We start from the raw sequence: 17860 nt of genomic DNA, 5'->3' as shown, positions 1-17860 counted from the left end.
CTCCTCGGGCGAAGTGTGAGCATCGTCACATCGTGGGCTCTCGGGCCGCAAGGACCGGATCAGGCCACCGTGACGGGGTGGCGGACGACCGCGCCGAAGAGATACCCCTGCGTGTTGTGGGGAACCTCGGCGGGCTGGGCCAGCCCGGTCTCGTCGGTGGCCCGGGCCAGCAGCTCGTGGGCGCCGGGGCCGTCGGGCCGCCAGCGGAACTCCCAGCGCAGCCAGCTCCGGGCCGGCTGCCGGCCGCGCGGCGCCGCGCGGTGCCAGGTCAGCCCGCCGTCGGTGCTCACCTCCACCCGGCCGACGCGCCCGTCGCCCGACCACGACCGGCCGTGCAGCACGTGGGTGCGGCCGGCGGCGAGGGTGGCGTCCCAGGGCAGTTCGAAGGCGCTCTTGACCACCTGGCGGGTCAGTGGCGGGCCGCCCTCCGGCGGGTGGCCGGCGCCGTACATCCGGTAGAAGGTGGTGTTCCAGGGTGAGAACAGCGGGACGTCCGACACCTGGATGTCACCCAGCCACTTGATCGACGCGATGCCGACCCAGGAGGGCACCACCAGGCGGACCGGGAAGCCGTGGTCGGGCGGCAGCGGACGGCCGTTCATCTCGTAGGCCAGCAGCACGTCCTTGAGCGCCTTGGCGACCGGCAGCGGGCGGCGCACCCGGCCCAGGTCGACGCCCCCGCTGACGAAGGCGGCGTCCAGGCCCCGGGGCAGCACGTCGACGGCGTTCCGCCGCAGCCGGGCACGTTCCAGGACGGTCGCCAGCGGGACCCCGCGCCAGCGCGCCACGCCGATCGCGCCGAGCTTCCAGGGGGTGCCGGAGACGGACTGGCCCTGCTGCGTGGTGTAGAAGGACCGGCCGTTGCCCGCGCACTCGATGAACGCGGTCAGCGTCTCGGCGCGCATGCCGAGCAGGTCCTCGTAGGAGAACTCGACCGGCCGCTCCTCGGCGGGCGCGCCGTGCAGGCCGGTGCCCCACAACCGCAGCCGCCAGGTGCGGGCGTCGATCAGCGGGGTGGACGTGTGGTTGCGGACGAAGAAGCGGTCGGCCGGGGTGAGGTCGCCCGTCCCGCGCAGCGCCTCCCAGCGCGTCTCGGCGTTGGTGCCGTGGGTGACGAACAGTTCCGGGGGCAGGGGTTTGACGATGGGACCGGCCGCCCGGGCGGGGCCGGCCACGAGGCCGGAGAAGGCGGCGCCGAGCCCGGCGCCGGCGGAGGCGTGCAGCAGGCCGCGCCGGGTCAGCCGGTCCCACTGCCGGGCCCGCGCCTGTTCGTAGCCGGACTCGTCGCTGAGGTCCTCGTTCATGACCCGATGATGGTCAGATTTCTCTATTAAGTCAACCAGAAATGCATGAAATATGCCCGAATTGACCGGTGATCGGATAGCGAGGGGGCAATGAGTAGCCTAGGGGCGTGCATAACGCAGCCGGTCTCCTCGACTCGCCGGCGCAGCTCGCCGACCTGCTCGACCGGCGGGGCTACCTGGCCGACCCCGGCCTGGCCACCGCCGGTTTCCTGGCCCTGCGCATGGGCCGGCCGCTGTTCCTGGAGGGCGACGCCGGGGTCGGCAAGACCGAACTGGCCCGCACCCTCGCCGCCGTGCTGGACGCCCCGCTGATCCGGCTGCAGTGCTACGAGGGGCTGGACGCCGCCCAGGCGCTCTACGACTGGGACTTCCCGCGCCAGCTACTGCACCTGCGCGCCGCCGAGGCGACGGGAAGCGCGGCCGACGCGGCCCGGCTGGAGGCCGAGCTGTACGACCGCCGCTTCCTGATCGCCCGGCCGCTGCTGCGGGCGCTGGAGACGACGCCGAGCGTGCTGCTGATCGACGAGGTCGACCGCGCCGACGACGAGTTCGAGGCCTTCCTGTTGGAGGTGCTGTCGGACTTCACCATCACCATCCCCGAACTGGGCACGGTGCGCGCGGCCGAGCCGCCCGTAGTGGTGATCACCTCCAACCGCACCCGCGAGGTGCACGACGCGCTCAAGCGCCGCTGCCTCTACCACTGGCTGGAACACCCCGACCCCGACCGCGAGGCGGCGATCCTGCGCCGCCGGCTGCCCGAGGTCACCGACCGGCTGGCCCGCGAGATCGCCAGGGCCGCCGGCCGGCTGCGCGCCGCCGACCTGGTCAAGCCGCCGGGCGTCGCCGAGAGCCTCGACTGGGCCCGGGCGCTGCTCGTGCTGGGCGCCCGCGAACTGGACGCCGGTCTCGTCACCGCCACGCTCGGCACGGTCCTCAAGTACCGGGAGGACCACGAGCACGTCCTCACCACCGGGCTGGTCGCCCTCCTCGCCGGCGAGGGAACGCCCCAGTGAGCGGTGTCGCCGCCCTGCTCGTGGGATTCGGGCGGGCGCTGCGGGACGCCGGGGTCGGCGCCGATCCGGCCCGGCTGCGGGCGACGGCCGCGGCGCTGGGCCACCTCGACGTGCTCGACCCCGCCGACGTGTACTGGGCGGGCCGGCTGACGCTCTGCGCCGGGCCCGACGACCTGCCGCGCTACGACCGCTGCTTCGCCGAGTACTTCGGCGGCCGGCCACCCGGCCGGCCCGGGTCGGCGTCCCGGCGCCGGGCGGTCCCGCGGCCCGCCGCCGTGCCGGGGCGGCCCGGCGAGTCGCGGGAACGGGCCGTCCCGGCCCCGGCCGACGTGACCGAAGTGCTGCGGCGCGGCGACCTCGCCCGGCTGGACGCCGCCGAACGGGCCGAGGCGTACCGGCTGATCGCCCTGCTGCGCACGACCGTCCCGCGGCGCCGGTCCCGCCGGTACGCCCCCGCCCGGGCGGGTGTCCCGGACCCACACCGCACGGTGCGGGAGGTGCTGCGGCGCGGCGGCGAGGCGTCCCCGCTCCGCCGCCGGGCGCCCCGCCCCCGGCCCCGCCGGGTGGTGGTGCTGGTCGACGTGAGCGGCTCGATGCGTCCCTACGCCGGCGCGCTGCTGCGGTTCGCGTACGCGGCGGTGCGCTCGGGCGGGCGCACCACCGAGGCGTTCAGCATGGGCACCCGGCTGACCCGGCTCACCCGGGAGCTGCGGCACCGCGACCCCGCCGCCGCGCTGCCGGCGGCCACCGCGCTGATCCCCGACTGGAGCGGCGGCACCCGGCTGGGCGAGGAGATCAAGGAGTTCCTCGACCGGTTCGGCCGGCGCGGCATGGCCCGGGGCGCCGTCGTGGTGGTCGCCTCCGACGGCTGGGAACGCGGCGACGCCCGGCCGCTCGGGGAGCAGATGGCCCGGCTGCACCGGCTCGCCCACCGGGTGGTGTGGGTCAACCCGCACCGGGCCCGGCCCGGGTACGAGCCGCTGGCCGCGGGCATGGCGGCGGCCCTCCCGCACGTTGACGATTTTGTGGCCGGGCACAGCGTCGAGGCCCTGACCGGGCTCGCCCGGCTGATCGGGGAGAGCGCCCGCCGGGGCGGAGAGGGGAGCGGTCATGCGTGAGGTGCTGACGGAGATCACCGACTGGTACGCGGCCGGCGAGACGTTCGGGCTGGTCACCGTGATCGACACGTTCCGCAGCGCGCCCCGCCCGCCAGGGGCGGCGATGGCGGTGTCGGCCAAGGGGGAGGCCGTGGGCAGCGTGTCCGGCGGCTGCGTGGAGGGCGCGGTCTACGAGCTGGCGCGCGCGGCCATCGAGTCCGGCGAACCCCTCGTCCAGCGGTACGGGGTGAGCGACGACGACGCGTTCGAGGTGGGCCTGACCTGCGGCGGGATCATCGACGTCCTGGTGGAGCCGGTCGGGCCGGACAGCTACCCGAGGTTCGCCGAGGTCGCCGCGTCGATCGAGGCGCGGGAGCCGGTGGCGGTCGCCACCGTGGTGTCCGGCCCGGGCCGGCTGGGCGCCCGCCGGGTGATCTGGCCCGACCGGGCGGCCGGCACGCTGGCCGGGAACCGGCTGGACGCGGCGGTCGACGACGACGCCCGGGGCATGCTCGCCCAGGGGCTGACCGGGGTGCGCCGCTACGGCGCCCAGGGGGAGCGGCGGCTGGACGACCTGGGCGTGTTCGTGCAGAGCTTCGCCCCGCCGCCGCGGCTGCTGGTGTTCGGCGCGATCGACTTCGCGGCGGCGGTGGCCCGGGTGGGCAAGTTCCTCGGCTACCGGGTGACGGTGTGCGACGCCCGGCCGGTGTTCGCCACCGCCAAGCGCTTCCCGGACGCCGACGAGGTCGTGGTGAAGTGGCCGCACGTGTTCCTCGCCGAGACGGCGGTGGACGAGCGGACCGCGATCTGCGTGCTCACCCACGACCCCAAGTTCGACGTCCCGCTGCTGGAAGTGGCGCTGCGCACCCCCGCCGGGTACATCGGCGCGATGGGCTCGCGGCGCACCCACGACGAGCGGGCGGCCCGGCTGCGCGAGGCGGGCCTGACCGAGGAGGAACTGGCCCGGCTGCGCTCGCCGATCGGGCTGGACCTGGGCGCCCGCACCCCCGAGGAGACGGCCGTCTCGATCGCCGCCGAGCTGATCCAGCTCCGCTGGGGCGGCTCCGGCCGTCCCCTCGCCCACACCACCGGCCGCATCCACGGCGAGCCGTGACCCCGGGGGCGGGGCCCCCGGGGTGCGGCGGTCACTCGTTCCGGGCGGTCTCGGGCCCGGTGACCCGCCGCAGCAGCGGCAGGGTGGACGCGATGACCCCGAGCGACACGGCGAGACCGGCGCCGACCATGACGTAGTACCCGGCTCCCGGTGGCCGGAGCGCGTACTGCAACTGCGCTTCGAGGAACAGCCGGGCGGCCAGGAACCCGCTGCCCGCCGCCACCACGGCGGCGATGAGCAGCGGGACCGTGCTCTCCAGGACGACGACGCGGCGCAGCGTGCCGAGTTCGACCCCGGCGAGCCGCAGCAGGCTGAAGGCGCGCTTGCGGTCGTTCAGGCCGGCGACGACGCTCACCGCCAGGCTGCAGCCGGCGATGCACAGGCTGACCACGGTCACGACGCCGGCCAACTGCTGGAATCCGGCGAGGATCCGGGCGTTCTCCGCATCGGCGCCGGCCTCCGCGACGGTGGTGGGCGGCCACCGCGGGTCGGGGAAGGCGGCCGCCAGGGCCGTCCTCGTCCGCTCGATCGCCTGCCGGGAGCCGTCCGTGCGGACGAGGACCCCCTGGGCCGGAAGGTCGCGGAGCCGCTCGGCGGAGATGGCGGCGGCGGGCCAGACCGTCCTGCTCCAGGCAGAGGAGGCCGACGTGTCGAAGGCGCCGAAGTGCGGGGGGACGGACGCCGCCACCGCCCCGGGCGCGCAGCGGCCGAACCCCGGCATGCCGGCGAACTGCTCGCACGCCACCAGGCCGGCCTCCATGTGCCAGCGTCCGACGGGAACCATGGTGCCGAGCGGATTGGTGTGGATCACCGTCACGCCCCGGACGCCGGGAGCCGAGCGCAGCCCGGCCAGGACCCGGTCCGGGACCGGCGCCCCGGACGCCTCCGGCGCGCCCCGCTCCGCCTCGCCCCGGGAGAGGTCGACCATCAGCGTGCCGCGGGCCGCCGGGCCGGCGTCCGGCACGCCACGCTCGGCGATCATCGTTGTCATCACCCCGACGGCCGTGCTGGTGACGAAGAGGGCGAGGACGAGCCCGCTGACGGCGCGGAAACCGGCCCGCGGATCGTCGGCGAGCCGCCGGGCGGCGATGAGCGTCACGGGCCGCCTGGCGCGCCGGGCCATGATCCGGGAGCCGGCCATGGTCAGCCACGGCCCGGCGATGAGCAGGCCCGCCATCATCAGGAGGATCCCGGAGATGTACGCCAGGATCTGGCCGTTGGTGGTGTCGGGGCGCCGGCCGACGAAGTAGGCGAGTTCGCCGACGCCGAGGACGAGCGGGATCAGCCGGTAGGCGCGGGGCGGGCGCGGCGTGATCCGCCGGCTCACCCCGAGCGGTGAGATCCGCACCCGGCGCAGTGCGATCCGGGCCGCGACCGCGGCCGCCAGCGGGACGCCGACGGCGACGAGCAGGACGTCGACCGGGGTGAGCGACAGGTCGCCCGGAGCGAACGGCTCGCCGGTGAAGGGCACGTCCGCCAGCGGTATCCGGAGCAGGAGGAACAGGCCGAAGCCGGCGACCGTGCCCGCGGCGGCGGCCACGGTCGACTCGACGGCCGAGACCACCGAGACCTGCCGGGGGGTCGCGCCGACCAGGCGCATCGCGGCGAAACGCTGTTCCCTGCGCGCGGCGGAGAGCCGGGTCGCCGTGCCGATGAAGATGAGCATGGGGAAGAGCAGCGCCGCCGACGTGACGGCGAGGATGAGGCCGAGGACGTCGGCGTTGAGCCCGAACCGGCAGCCGGTGCAGTCGCCGGGCGACCTGGTGGCGATGCTGGTGATCTTTGCCGCGCCGGGTGTCCGCGCGAGCTCCTCGGCGGTGCGGCCGACGATGATGATCATCGAGTCCGGGGACGGGAGTGCCGCGGCGCCGATCGTGCCGACCCGGCGCCCCGGGTAGCGGGCCCCGAGCTCGGCGGCCGGCACGGAGTCGAGCAGCGCGCCGAGGGCCGGCGAGGCGTAGTACTGCCCCGGCCCGGGCAGCCGCGGGATGCCCGGCGGGACCGGGGAGCGGGGGCCGGTGGCGGCGACGTCGACGCGGGTGATGCGCGCGCCGTCGTGGATGTCGGCGCCGAGCATTCCCCACAGCGGGTCCGGTGACGGCTCGGCGGTGGGCGAGGTGGCGTCGGTGACCCCCGAGTTGAGCCACGCGTACCGGGCGTTCTGCGCGTCGACGCCGTTGATGCCCGCCAGGGTGACCAGGATCAGGCCGACTCCCAGCGCCACGGCCGCCGCGGTGACGACGAGGCGGACGGCCGCCTCCCGGCCGCCGCGCAGGGTGAGGCGCAGCCCGAAGCCGATCATGAACCCGCCCGGGCGGTCAGCGGGGTGGCCTTCCCGTCGCGGACGATGACCTCGCGGTCGGCGTAGGCGGCCACCCGGGGCTCGTGGGTGACCACGATGACGGTGGTGCCCCGCTCGCGGGCGGCGCCGACCAGCAGGTCCATCACGTGCTCGCCGGTGAGCGAGTCCAGCGACCCGGTCGGCTCGTCGGCGAACAGGACCTCCGGGCGGCCGACCAGGCCGCGGGCGAGCGCGACCCGCTGTGCCTGCCCGCCGGACAGTTCGCCGGAGCGGTGCCGCTCCAGCCCGTCCAGGCCGAGCCGCTCGAACCAGGCACCGGCCTCCTTCAGCGCCGCGGCCCGGCGGGTGCCGGCCAGCAGCAGCGGCAGCGCGACGTTCTCCTCGGCGGTCAGCTCGGGGACGAGCTGGCCGAACTGGAAGACGAACCCGAACCGGTCCCGGCGCAGGGCGCTGCGTTCGGTTTCGCCCAGGGTGTCGACCCGGCGCCCGGCGAAGTGGACCTCGCCGGAGTCGGGGGTCAGGATGCCGGCCAGGCAGTGCAGCAGCGTCGTCTTGCCCGATCCGCTCGGGCCCATGACGGCCAGGACCTCCCCGGCGTCCGCCGCCAGGTCGGCGCCCTGAAGGGCGGGCGTCCGGCCGAACGACAGGGCGACGCCGCGCGCCTTGATGAGGGGTCCGCTCATGACCGCACCTCCTTGGCCAGGGCGTCCAGGCGGGCCGTGGTCAGCTCGATCCACCGCAGGTCCGACTCCAGGTGGAACAGGCCGTGGTCGGCCAGCAGCGCGTCCACCAGGCCGCCGGACCGCTTGATCTCGGTCAGCTCGCGCATCCGCCGCAGGTGGGCGGCGCGCTGGGCGTCGAGGTAGCCGCCCGCGTCGCGGTCCAGCAGCAGCGCCAGCACGACCTTGGTGAACAGCACCGTCTGCAGGTGCGGCTCGGCCTCGACCGGCTCGGTGAGCCAGGTCTCGAACTCGGTCGCCCCCCGCTCGGTGATGACGTAGCGCTTGCGGTCGGGGCCGGCTCCCGATTCGGCCTCGCCCACCACCACCTTGCCGTCGCGGGCGAGCCGGCCGAGGGTGGCGTAGACCTGGCCGAACGGCAACGGCTTGCCGCGGCCGAAGAAGGCGTCGTAGTCGCGTTTGAGGTCGTAGCCGTGACTCGGCTCGCGTTCGAGCAGGCCGAGCAGGGTGAAGGGAACGCTCATGTCGAGGACTATACGCTCGATGTATACGTCCCGTCTATACACCGAAATTTCCGTCGATGCGGGCGAGGTGTCCGTACCGCTGGAGCCATCGCGCGTAGCCGGGTTCGACCTCGCCCATGAGGAGTGAGGGGTTCGTCCTAGCCTGTGGAGCATGGGTTCGAGTCGTCATGGTGCTCCTGCTGGTCCGGGACGCGCGGCGGGGGTGCTGCTGGCGGCCGGGGCGGGCCGGCGGCTCGGGCGGCCCAAGGCGCTCGTCGAGCTCGCGGGGGAGCGGCTGGTGGACCGGGGGGCGCGGATGCTGCGCGCGGCGGGCTGCACCCCGGTGATCGTGGTGACCGGTGCGGCGCCGGTGCGGGTGCCAGGGGCGACAGTGGTGCACAACCCCGGCTGGAACTCCGGGATGGGCTCGTCGCTGCGCGCGGGACTGGCCGCGCTGCCGCCCGGCTGCCCCGCCGCGGTCGTCGCCCTGGTCGACCAGCCCGGGATCACCGCCGAGGCCGTCCGGCGGCTGGTCGCGGCGCGCGCGGCCGGGGCCGGGCTGGTGGTGGCGACCTACGGCGGCCGGCCGCGGAATCCGGTGCTGATCGGCCACGAGTACCTGGCGGCGGTCGCGGAGTCGGCGACCGGGGACGCCGGTGCCCGGGGCTTCCTGCGCGCGCACCCGGACCTGGTCACCGAGGTGCCCTGCGACGATGTCGCCGACCCCGGCGACATCGACACCCCGGCGGACCTGGCCGCCTGGAACCGCCGCTGAGCATCTATATAACAAGCTTGACTTATATAAGTGGCCGCTGCAATAGTCGAGCGCGGAACAGCGGGTTCGTGCCGGTCCGGACCGGGGCGTCCGCCGCCTGTCCCACCCCGAGGGAGGCGACATGCGGCTGGAACGCCTCCGCCGGTCCTGGAGCCGGCGCCTGGACGCGCTAGCCACCGAACTCGCCCGCGGCAGGCGCGAACGCCGATCGGCCCGCTGTGCGGGCACCCCCACGCCCAGGAGGAGAACCGTGATCGACATCATCGCCGAGATCAACGCCCTGCACCGCGAGGTCGGCCGCCAGACGACCGACACCGGTGAGGTCGTCAGCGTCCGGGTGCGGCGCGACTACGACGCGACGGCCGAGGACGTCTGGGACGCCCTGACCGACCCCGACCGGGTCAAGCGCTGGTTCTACCCGCTCAGCGGCGACCTGCGCGTCGGCGGGAACTTCCAGCTGGAAGGCAACGCGGGCGGGCAGATCCTGCGCTGCGAGCCGCCCCGCCTGCTGCGGGTGACCTTCGGATCCGAGATCAGCGTGGTCGAGGTGCGGCTGTCCCCCGAGGGGGAGGGCACCACCCTCGAACTGGAGCACACCGTCCCCCTGGCGATGGCCGGCAGCGGCGCGGGCGCGCTCTACGTCGGCCCCGGCTGGGACGGCGCCTTCCTGGCGCTGGGCCTGTTCCTGGCCGGAGAGGTCGCCGACGACCCCGTCGCGGCGGCGAACTCCCCGGAGGCCCAGGAGTTCTCCCGCCAGTCGATCCGCGCCTGGACCGCGGCCGTCGAAGCCTCGGGCACCGCCGGTCCCGACGACATTGCCGCGGCCACCGAAGCCGCGCTCGCGCAGTTCGCCCCCGACGCCGGGCAGGACGGGCGCGGCTGAGCGGCCGGCCGGCCACCATGGGCTGCGGGGAGCCCGTGGGCGGCGCCCCACCGGCCGGGACGCGGCCCGAGCGCGCGGGTCACCCGCGATCCCGCCGAATCCCGCGCGTCCCCGGGCCGACGCGGCCCGGGCGCCGGCGGGTCACACCCGAGGCAGCACGTCGGCGTCCAGAGCGCCGCAGTCGACCGCGCGGCGCAGCCGGTCGGTCAGGGCCGCGATGGTGGCGGGCTCGTCCAGCGTGCCGCCGCGGGCGGCCGCCTGCTCGTGCCAGGCACGGACCCGGCCGATCACGTCGTCGACCCCGCCCAGGTGGAAGGCGTAGACGATCGCGTACCGGCTGGGCAGGTGCGCCGGGTGCAGATCCCAGCCCTGGTAGAAGCCGTGCCGCAGCGAATGCCGCACGTGCGCCGCGTGGACGGACCACGCCCGGTTCACCTCGTCGGGCCCGTCGTTGCGCGGCACCACGTTGGTGGAGCCGTCCGACAGCCTGATCCCGGTGCCGGCCAGGCTCACCTGCATGACGTGCCGGGCGAAGTCGCAGGCGGGATGGTCGAGCCGCTGCTCCTGCGGCGGCAGCCCGATCGCGGCGGTGTAGTCGTACACCCCGAAGTGCGCGCCGGTGACGCGCCCGGCCCCCGCCGCGGCGATCGCCCGCGGCCCGAACTCGCCCCGATGGTCCACGATCGACTCGGCGGTCTCGATCTGCACCTCGAACCGCAGGATGCCCGACGGCAGGCCCAGCGCGCTCTCCAGCCGCTCCAGGTAGGCGGTGAAGATCGCGACCTGCTCGGGCATCACCACCTTGGGCAGGGTGACCACGAAGCCGCCCGGTAGCCGGCCCAGCCGGTCGCGCAGCTGGGTGAGGAACGCGTCGAGCGTGCGCATCGCCCGCCGGTTCCCCTCCTCGGAGAACGGCTTGACGCGCAGCCCCCAGTAGTGCGGCAGGCCCTTGACCTGGTACGCCGCCGCGACCGCCTCGACGACCTGGGCGACGTGCGCGTCCTCCTCGGCGTCGGGGCGGTAGCCGTACCCGTCCTCGAAGTCGATCCGCAGGTCCTCGACCGGCTCGCGGACGAGCTTGGCGGCCACCCGCTCCCGCACGGTGCCCGCGATCTCGGGGTCGAGGCCGAAGGCCGCGCCGAACGAGCCTGGCCCCGGCATGTGGTTGTTGAGCAGCCGCAGCGCCTCGGCGCCGAAGTCGGCCGGGGTGGTCCGGGAGAATCGGTCGGCGGGTACGTACACGGTGTGCACCGGCTGGCGGCCCTGGGCGGGCCCGGTGAAGTGCTCGGCGTGCTCGGCCTGGACGGCGGCCACGCGGGCGGACAGGTCGTCCGTCGAGGAAACGCTCAGGTTCACCCCGACATGATCCCCCATGACCCGCTGAAAGCGTCACCCGGTTGGAGTTCGATCACATCGATTCCGGTGGCGAACGCGTTCGGCGGGCAGGTCATCGGCTCCACCCCCAGCCCGCGCCGCCGGTGCTCGGCGGGGGCCTCGTCGGCGGTGTAGATCTCCAGCCACGGATGGGTGTCGTCCACCCAGCAGGAGACGGTCCGCCCGCCGCCCGACAGCCGCGCCCAGGCCCGTCCCGCGGCGTCGCGGCGCAGCCCGGTGTAGGCGTTGTCGATCGCCTGCTCCCCGAGCCGGCGGGGCTTGCGCAGGTCGTAGGGGGTGCCCGCGACGTCCACCGGCGGGCCGGCGGGCAGCATCCGCTCATCCACGGGCTGGTAGCGCTCGCCGGGGACGGTGACGTCGCAGTCGTCGATCGGGCTGCCCACGGTCAGGTACGGGTGCGCGCCGTGCCCGTACGGCGCGGCGACCGGACCGGTGTTGCGCGCGGTCACCCGCACGGTCAGGCCGGCCTCGCCGGCCAGGACGTACTCGGCGGTGAGGTCGAGCCGGAACGGGTAACCGGCGCCGCCGAGCAGCCGGTGGGTGAGCGTGACCGCGTCCGGGCGGTGCTCGGCGAGGTCCCAGGCGGCCCAGCGCACCAGCCCGTGGATGGCGCAGTCGTAGCGGGGCTCGGAGACGTCCAACTGGTGGTCGGCCCCGCCGTGGGAGTAGCGGCCCCGGTCGATCCGGTTGGGCCAGGGGATCAGCAGCTGGCCGAAGGCGGCCGGGGCGGGCTCGTCGGCGCCGTGCGACAGGACGAGCGGCCGGCCTTCCCAGGTCAGCTCGCGCAGTCCCGCGCCTCCTTCGGTGACGACCGCGCGGTACGGGCCGGCGGCGATCTCGTACTGGTGTCCGGTGACGGGGTGGCTCATGGGCGCTGTTCTACCCGCTGGACGGAGGGAACGCCCGGTTTTTCACGGCTGCCGGGGGACCGCCTCGGCCAGGGCGGCCAGGGCGGCGGTGAAGATCTCGGCGGGCGGGGCGACCAGGCCGGCGCCGACCTGCCCGGTGCCGGCGACCCGTCCCGCCATGCCCGTGTTGACCGTGGGCAGGATCCCGGTGCGCACCACCCGGGTGACGTCGATGCCCGTCGGCGTGCCGCGGAAGGACAGGATCGGCACCTGGTAGTCGGGGTGCTCGGCCATCGTGATCTCGTACATCCGCTGGGTGGCGGTCAGCGCGTCGGGAACCTCGCCGCCGACGAACCGGACGATCGCCGGTGCGGCGGCCATCGCGAAGCCGCCCAGCCCGGCGGTCTCGGTGATCGTGGAGTCGCCGATGTCGGGGTTGGCGTCGCCGGGGCCGTAGGAGGCCAGGTACAGGCCGTCCGGCGTCCCGGCCGGTCCGGTGAACCAGCGGTCGCCGGTGCCCGACACCTGGATGCCGAAGTCGGTGCCGTTGCGGGCCATCGCCACCACCAGGCCGGAGCCGGGGACGTCGCGGCCGGCGTCCGCGCTCGCCTTGGCCGCGGCCATCGCCAGGTTGAGGAAGAAGTGGTCGTTGCCGTCGACGAAGCGCAGCACCGCGGCGACGTCGGCGGCCGGGGCGTCCCCGGCGACCAGGTCGGCGGCCAGTTCGCGGACCAGCAGCGAGGTCGCGGCCCGGTTGCGGTTGTGCAGCTCGTCGCCCATCTGCAGGGCCTGCGCGATGATCGCCCGCAGGTCGACCGGGCCGTGCCGGCGCACGGCGGCGCGCAGCAGCGGGCCGAGCACGGCCGACATCCAGCGCAGCCGCTCGATCACCTCGGGGCCGTACGCCCCGTACCGCAGCACCTTGCCCAGCCCCTCGTTGAGGGAGCAGTACGCGGTGCCGCCGTGCCGGGCGTCCTCCACCACGAACATCCACATGGACGGGCTCACCACGCCCGCCATCGGGCCGACCGTCCCGTGGTGGTGGCAGGGGGAGAGGTGCGCCGCGCCCGCCGCCAGCGCCCGCTCGGCCTCCTCGGGAGTGCCGGCCAGCCCTTCCAGCAGCATCGCGCCGATCAGTGCGCCCCGCATCGGGCCCGACGCGCGGTCCCAGTCCAGCGGCGGGCCGGCGTGCAGGAACGTCCCGGGTTCCAGGCCCAGCACCTCGCGGGCGGGGCGCACGTCCACCCACTGCGGGCGGGCCGACAGCACCCGCCGCACCGCGGTCGCGTCGGCGTCGGCCCGGCGCGGGTCGCCGAGCACCCGGGCGAGGAGGTCCTCGGTGCCGGGCGGCGGCGGGCTCCAGTCCACGGTCTCCACCGGGACGGCCTGCTGCGCCAGCGCCTCGGCGAGCACGGCGGTCCCGGTCGCGACGATCCGCGGCGCGCGGTCCAGCAGCCCGTTCAGGCGGGCGGTGTCATTCGGCCTCATGGGCCCTCCTCCCAGAGCGACCGGGGCCGGGCGGCCCGGTCAGCAAGGGGACGTCACCCGGCCCCTTCCGGTGTTCCCCCGGCGAGCGCGACGGCGTGCCGGGCGGCCTCGGCGTTCGAGGCGAACACGGCCGCGCCCGCGCCGGACAGCGCGGCGGCCTGCCGGTCGCGGTCCTGCGGGTCGTCGGCGGTGCCGCACAGCGACACCACCACGCCCAGCCCTCGGGCGACGGCGGCCTCGATCGCGGGGGCGAGCGCCGCCGCCGGGTCGGGGTCGGCCGCGTACCCGAGGACGACGTCGAGCAGCACCACCCCGCAGTCGTCGCCGGCCGTCTCGCCGGCCAGCCGGTCCAGCCGCAGCGCCGGGTCGATCATCGGGTGGGCGCGGCCCCGGGTGAGCGAGTCCTCACCGAAGTCGATCATGAGATGGCCGCCCGTGGCACCGCCCGGCCACGCCCACTCCGGGCGCAGCGGGATGTTGGACCGGATCTCGCCCAGCGCGCGGCTCGCGATCAGCATCGCCTCGTTGCACAGCGTGCCGCCGGCGAACAGCCCGCGTAGCGCTCCCGGACGGGCCTCGGGGGGCGGGGCGGCGGGCCAGCGCGGCCAGCGCGGCTCCGGGCGGCCCAGCGCGGCCAGCACCCGGCCGGCGGCCGCGGTGAGGTCGTCCTGGCCCGGGCCGAGCAGCGCGAACACCACCGGCGTGTCCAGCCGCCGGGCCGCGGCACGGATCAGCTCGGCCACCCGGGGGGCGGGCGGCTTGGAGACCACCACGATCAGCTCGGTGGCCGGGTCGGCGTCGAGCGCGGCCAGGGCCTGGAGCGTGGAGCGCCCGCTCACCTGGGCGGACAGGTCGCGCCCGCCGACACCCAGCACCTGGCTCACCCCGACGCCGGCCGTGTCGAGCAGGCACATCAGCTGCTGGGATCCGGTGCCGGCGGCACCGATGATCCCGACCGGGCCGGGCCGCACCGCGTTGGCGAAGCCCAGCCCCACCCCGCCGACCACGGCGGTGCCGCAGTCGGGGCCCATCACGATCAGCCCCCGGCGGGCCGCCTCCTCCTTGAGCCGGATCTCCTGGGCCACCGGCACGTTGTCGCTGAAGACCATCACGTTGAGCCCGGCGGACAGGGCGTCCATCGCCTCGGCGAACGCGTACGGGCCGGGCACGGAGATCAGCGCGAGGTCGGCCGGCGCCCGGGCCGCGGCGGCGCCGGTGGTGCGGGGGGACGGCGGGGCGCCCAGACCGCCGGGCGCGGGCCGCGCGGCCTCGGCCAGCAGCGCGTCCAGGGCCTGCCGGGCGTCGGCCAGGGCGGGCTCGTCGTCGGCGCGCAGCGCGACCAGCAGGTCGTTGGGCCCGGCCTTGTCGGGTGCGGTGAAGCCGAGCCGGTCGAGCAGGTCGAGGTTGAGACCGGTGGCCATCGCGACCATCGCGTCCCGTACCCCGGAGCGCTCCGCGAGAGTCCGGCTGACCCGCATCAGGGTGACGGAGTCGCGGTACGTTCCCGGGAGCAGCTCCACCCGCTCGGCCGGAGCGTTCACGGCAGCCCGTCCCCGGTCACGCGGAGACCCTCCGGCCGTCGGCGGCGGCGGTGGCCAGGGCCAGGGTCGCCCGGCAGCCGGCCAGCAGCCCCCACGCCAGGTCGGCGCCCGAGGTGTGCCCGGCCGCCAGCAGGCGGCGCACCGCGGGCTCCATCGGCTCGTGCCCGGCCACCGCGCGCAGCACCGCCGCGACCTCGGCGCCGGCCTGGCCCCGGGCCGCGCAGTGCAGCAGGGTGGCCGCCAGCGAGGTGGTACGGGTGTCGGCGTGCGCGGTCACCGCGGCGCCCAGCCAGTCGGCCAGCCAGACGGCGGTGCCGCCCTCGCCCACCGCCGAGCCGACCAGCCGCAGCGAGACCAGCAGCCCGGCCAGGACGTCGTCGCCGCTGGGGGTCAGCCCCGGGCCGAGCCCGACGATCCGTTCGGCGGCGTCCACCGCGTGGGCCAGGTCGCCGGCGGCGCAGCGGTCGGCGAGCGCCTTCGGGCCGGGGTGGCCGGCCAGTCCGCAGTCGCCTTCGGGAAGGGCGCCCTCCAGCGCCCGGACGCTCCGCGCGAGGCCGGCCAGCGGGAGCACGCCGAGCGCGGGGGTGGGGTTCCACCAGCGGCGGGTCCGGACCCGCAGCCGCCCGGCGGAGCTCGGACCGGGTGCGGTGATCTCCACACAGCCGTCACCGACCTCGGCCTCGTCGCCCTCGCGGACGGCACCGAACGGGCGCTCCCGGCTGCCCGCCGCCACCACGACGGAGTTCGGCAGCCGGACGGCGTCGCTGGAGACCACGGCGAGCACCCGGGGTTCGTCGGGCGTGCGGAGCTGAAGATAGATCGCCGCGGGGAACACGGCGATGACACGGGCCGCGCAGCGCGGCCGGTCGAGCAGGCCGCGCAGCGCTTCGCTGGCGGCACCCGGAACGTGGGGGCGTTGGATCTCGCCCCGTGCGGACCGGGACGGCGCGGGCAGGGTAAGCGGCGCGCGTACGGCGGTCACGGGTGGGCCCTCCAAGAACGATCAGTGCCGGTGGGCTCTAGTACTTGGAGGTGAACGTAAACCGACACCGGAGCGCGACGTATGGAGAAAGATGCCAAGTCTGGTTGTCATCCTTCGTATTTCTTGTCATCGTTAGCCGCGTACCAGTTAGTACTTTGATCCGTTGGTGAGCGCTGAGGTGAGTCCTGGCATGCCGTACTCCGATCCGGGACCGCCCGCGCTGCGCCTGTCGAGCACCGGCACCCTGACCTACGGCCTGTCGGTGGGCGAGGTCCTCGGCGTCTCGACCCTCGCCGACGCGCGGCTGATCGGGGGCACGGACGGGCTGGGCCGCATCGTGCAGCGGCTCAACGTCATGGAAGTGCCCGACATCCTCGCCTGGGTCAAGCCGCACGAGCTGCTGCTGACCACCGGGTACCCGCTGCGCAACACCCCGCAGTCGCTCGGCCGGCTGGTGGCCGACCTGGACGAACGGGGCCTGGCCGCCCTGGCGATCAAGCTGGGCCGCTACCTCGACGACCTGCCCCCGGAGATGATCAAGCAGGCCGACCGGCTGGGCTTCCCGCTGATCCTGCTCCCCGGCGACGTCGGGTTCGACGACATCCTCAACCAGGTGCTCACCGACATCCTCAACCGGCAGGCGGCCGTCCTGGCCCGCACCGAGGAGGTGCACCGGGCCCTGGTGCAGATCGTGCTGGGCGGCGGCGGGCTCCAGGAGGTCGTGGACGAGGTCGCCACGTTGCTGGACGTCGCCGTCCTCGCCCTGGACGGGGAGCGGCGGGTGCTGGCGGGCTCGGGCGCGCCAGAGCACCTGCAGGCGATGCGGTCGCTGGCCGACGACGCCGGGCCCGGTGACCGGGCTGGCGACAGGGCCGGTGACCGTGCTGGTGACCGGGCTGGTGACAAGTCCGACCACCTGGTGGTGCCGGTGGTGGCGGGCGGGTTCGACCACGGCCGGATCATCGCCTACAGCGCGGGCGGGGCGCTGCGCGAGACCGACATCGGCATCCTGGAGCGCGCGGCCACCGTCGCCGCCCTGGTGATCACCAAGCAGCAGGCCATCACCGCGGTGGAGAGCAAGTACCGGGCCGACTTCCTGCGCGACGTCCTGGCCGGCCGGGCCGGCGACGACGACCGGGTGGTCGCGCACTGCGCGGCGTTCGGCTGGGACTTCGGCCGCCCGGTCGCCGTGGTCGTCGCCGAACTCGACGCCGAGGGGCGCCGCCCGCCGCCCCGCGCCGAGGGCGCGCCGGCCGGCCGCACCGAGGAGCGGATCTCCCAGGACCGGCTGGCCGCGGCGTGGACGGCGGCGGTCCGCCGCCGCGACCCCCGGGGCGCGGTGGCGGGGTTCGCCAACGAGGTCGTGGCCGTGGTCGGCACCGACGTCGACCCGGCCGTCCTGGCCAAGGACGCCACCGCGATCTTCGGCGAGCACCTGCCGGTGCGCCGCACCTTCTCCACCGGCATCAGCCGCACCGTCGACTCCGCCGCCGCGCTGCCCGGCGCCTACGAGCAGGCGGGCAAGTCGGTCCGGGTGGGCCGGCAACTGCACGGCGCGGGCGCGGTGGCGCACTTCGACCAGCTCGGCGTCTACCGGCTGCTCAGCCTGGTGTCCGACCCGGCCGAGCTGCACGCGTTCGTCCGCGAGACGCTGGGCGACCTGGCCGGCGACGACGACCCGGAACTGGTGGACCTGCGGCGCACCCTCCAGGTGCTGCTGGAGACGAACCTGAACGTGGCCGAGACGGCCCGCCGGCTGCACTTCCACTACAACACCCTGCGCTACCGGATCGGCAAGCTGGAACGGATGCTCGGCCCGTTCACCGAGGACGCACACCTGCGGCTGAACCTCACCCTCGCCCTGCACGTGCTGCGGATGCGGGGAATCTGACCCGCTACGGCCGGGCAGACACCGTCGGCGGACCCGGTTTGGCA

Annotated in this window: 15 protein-coding genes; 6 read left to right on the top strand and 9 right to left on the bottom strand. The window is 75.4% G+C overall.

Annotated features, from left to right (window positions below; genetic code table 11):
* Positions 1-59: 59 nt before the first annotated feature.
* The gene (locus DPM19_RS21220) at positions 60-1304 is read right to left on the bottom strand and encodes a sulfite oxidase (protein WP_111869723.1); all 1245 of its coding nucleotides are present in this window, start codon (positions 1302-1304) and stop codon (positions 60-62) included.
* Positions 1305-1411: 107 nt separating this feature from the next.
* Here DPM19_RS21220 and DPM19_RS21215 point away from each other — a divergent pair, with 107 nt between their 5' ends.
* Genes DPM19_RS21215 through DPM19_RS21205 form a run of 3 tightly spaced genes read left to right on the top strand, consistent with a single transcriptional unit; the run spans position 1412 to position 4528 of the window.
* Positions 1412-2317 carry an AAA family ATPase gene (locus DPM19_RS21215; protein ID WP_199485208.1) on the top strand — a complete coding sequence of 302 codons (906 nt, stop codon included), beginning with the start codon at positions 1412-1414 and terminating at the stop codon, positions 2315-2317.
* Positions 2314-3435: a vWA domain-containing protein gene (locus DPM19_RS21210; protein WP_111869722.1), complete on the top strand. Its 1122-nt coding sequence runs from the start codon at positions 2314-2316 to the stop codon at positions 3433-3435. The genes DPM19_RS21215 and DPM19_RS21210 overlap by 4 nt, the downstream gene beginning before the upstream one ends.
* Complete coding sequence (locus DPM19_RS21205) at positions 3428-4528, top strand: XdhC family protein (RefSeq protein ID WP_111869721.1); 1101 nt, start codon at positions 3428-3430, stop codon at positions 4526-4528. Before DPM19_RS21210 ends, DPM19_RS21205 begins: the two co-directional genes overlap by 8 nt.
* A 31-nt stretch (positions 4529-4559) precedes the next feature.
* Here DPM19_RS21205 and DPM19_RS21200 read toward each other — a convergent pair whose 3' ends face one another.
* Genes DPM19_RS21200 through DPM19_RS21190 form a run of 3 tightly spaced genes read right to left on the bottom strand, consistent with a single transcriptional unit; the run spans position 4560 to position 8034 of the window.
* On the bottom strand, positions 4560-6830 hold the full coding sequence (locus DPM19_RS21200) for an FtsX-like permease family protein (protein ID WP_111869720.1): 2271 nt from the start codon (positions 6828-6830) through the stop codon (positions 4560-4562).
* Positions 6827-7513 (bottom strand): ABC transporter ATP-binding protein, encoded by a 687-nt coding sequence (locus DPM19_RS21195; RefSeq protein WP_111869719.1) that lies wholly within the window; start codon positions 7511-7513, stop codon positions 6827-6829. Before DPM19_RS21195 ends, DPM19_RS21200 begins: the two co-directional genes overlap by 4 nt.
* Positions 7510-8034 carry a PadR family transcriptional regulator gene (locus tag DPM19_RS21190; RefSeq protein ID WP_111869718.1) on the bottom strand — a complete coding sequence of 175 codons (525 nt, stop codon included), beginning with the start codon at positions 8032-8034 and terminating at the stop codon, positions 7510-7512. Before DPM19_RS21190 ends, DPM19_RS21195 begins: the two co-directional genes overlap by 4 nt.
* Positions 8035-8185: 151 nt before the next feature.
* Here DPM19_RS21190 and DPM19_RS21185 point away from each other — a divergent pair, with 151 nt between their 5' ends.
* Positions 8186-8788 (top strand): nucleotidyltransferase family protein, encoded by a 603-nt coding sequence (locus tag DPM19_RS21185; protein ID WP_111869717.1) that lies wholly within the window; start codon positions 8186-8188, stop codon positions 8786-8788.
* A gap of 121 nt (positions 8789-8909) precedes the next feature.
* Positions 8910-9671 (top strand): SRPBCC family protein, encoded by a 762-nt coding sequence (locus tag DPM19_RS21180; protein ID WP_233510613.1) that lies wholly within the window; start codon positions 8910-8912, stop codon positions 9669-9671.
* 141 nt (positions 9672-9812) lie between these two features.
* Here the strand turns inward: DPM19_RS21180 and DPM19_RS21175 are convergent, their stop codons facing one another.
* From DPM19_RS21175 to DPM19_RS21155, 5 genes are read right to left on the bottom strand one after another with little or no spacing between them, the layout of a single operon-like run.
* Complete coding sequence (locus DPM19_RS21175) at positions 9813-11027, bottom strand: DUF6986 family protein (protein ID WP_111869715.1); 1215 nt, start codon at positions 11025-11027, stop codon at positions 9813-9815.
* A complete protein-coding gene (locus DPM19_RS21170) occupies positions 11024-11935 on the bottom strand; it encodes an aldose 1-epimerase family protein (RefSeq protein ID WP_111869714.1) in 912 nt (303 codons plus the stop codon). The genes DPM19_RS21175 and DPM19_RS21170 overlap by 4 nt, the downstream gene beginning before the upstream one ends.
* Before the next feature lie 42 nt (positions 11936-11977).
* Positions 11978-13402 carry a YlbE family protein gene (locus DPM19_RS21165; protein WP_111869713.1) on the bottom strand — a complete coding sequence of 475 codons (1425 nt, stop codon included), beginning with the start codon at positions 13400-13402 and terminating at the stop codon, positions 11978-11980.
* Between the two features lie 53 nt (positions 13403-13455).
* The gene (locus tag DPM19_RS21160; protein ID WP_233510612.1) at positions 13456-14943 is read right to left on the bottom strand and encodes an FdrA family protein; all 1488 of its coding nucleotides are present in this window, start codon (positions 14941-14943) and stop codon (positions 13456-13458) included.
* Between the two features lie 16 nt (positions 14944-14959).
* On the bottom strand, positions 14960-15925 hold the full coding sequence (locus DPM19_RS21155; protein WP_233510611.1) for a DUF2877 domain-containing protein: 966 nt from the start codon (positions 15923-15925) through the stop codon (positions 14960-14962).
* Positions 15926-16115: 190 nt separating this feature from the next.
* Here DPM19_RS21155 and DPM19_RS21150 point away from each other — a divergent pair, with 190 nt between their 5' ends.
* Positions 16116-17816 (top strand): PucR family transcriptional regulator, encoded by a 1701-nt coding sequence (locus DPM19_RS21150; protein ID WP_111869712.1) that lies wholly within the window; start codon positions 16116-16118, stop codon positions 17814-17816.
* The last annotated feature ends 44 nt before the right edge of the window (positions 17817-17860 follow it).

The sequence above is a fragment of the Actinomadura craniellae genome, assembly GCF_003289645.1.
In the GTDB taxonomy this organism is placed as follows: Bacteria; Actinomycetota; Actinomycetes; order Streptosporangiales; family Streptosporangiaceae; genus Actinomadura_D; species Actinomadura_D craniellae.
This window is presented reverse-complemented; position numbering and strand designations above follow the sequence as displayed.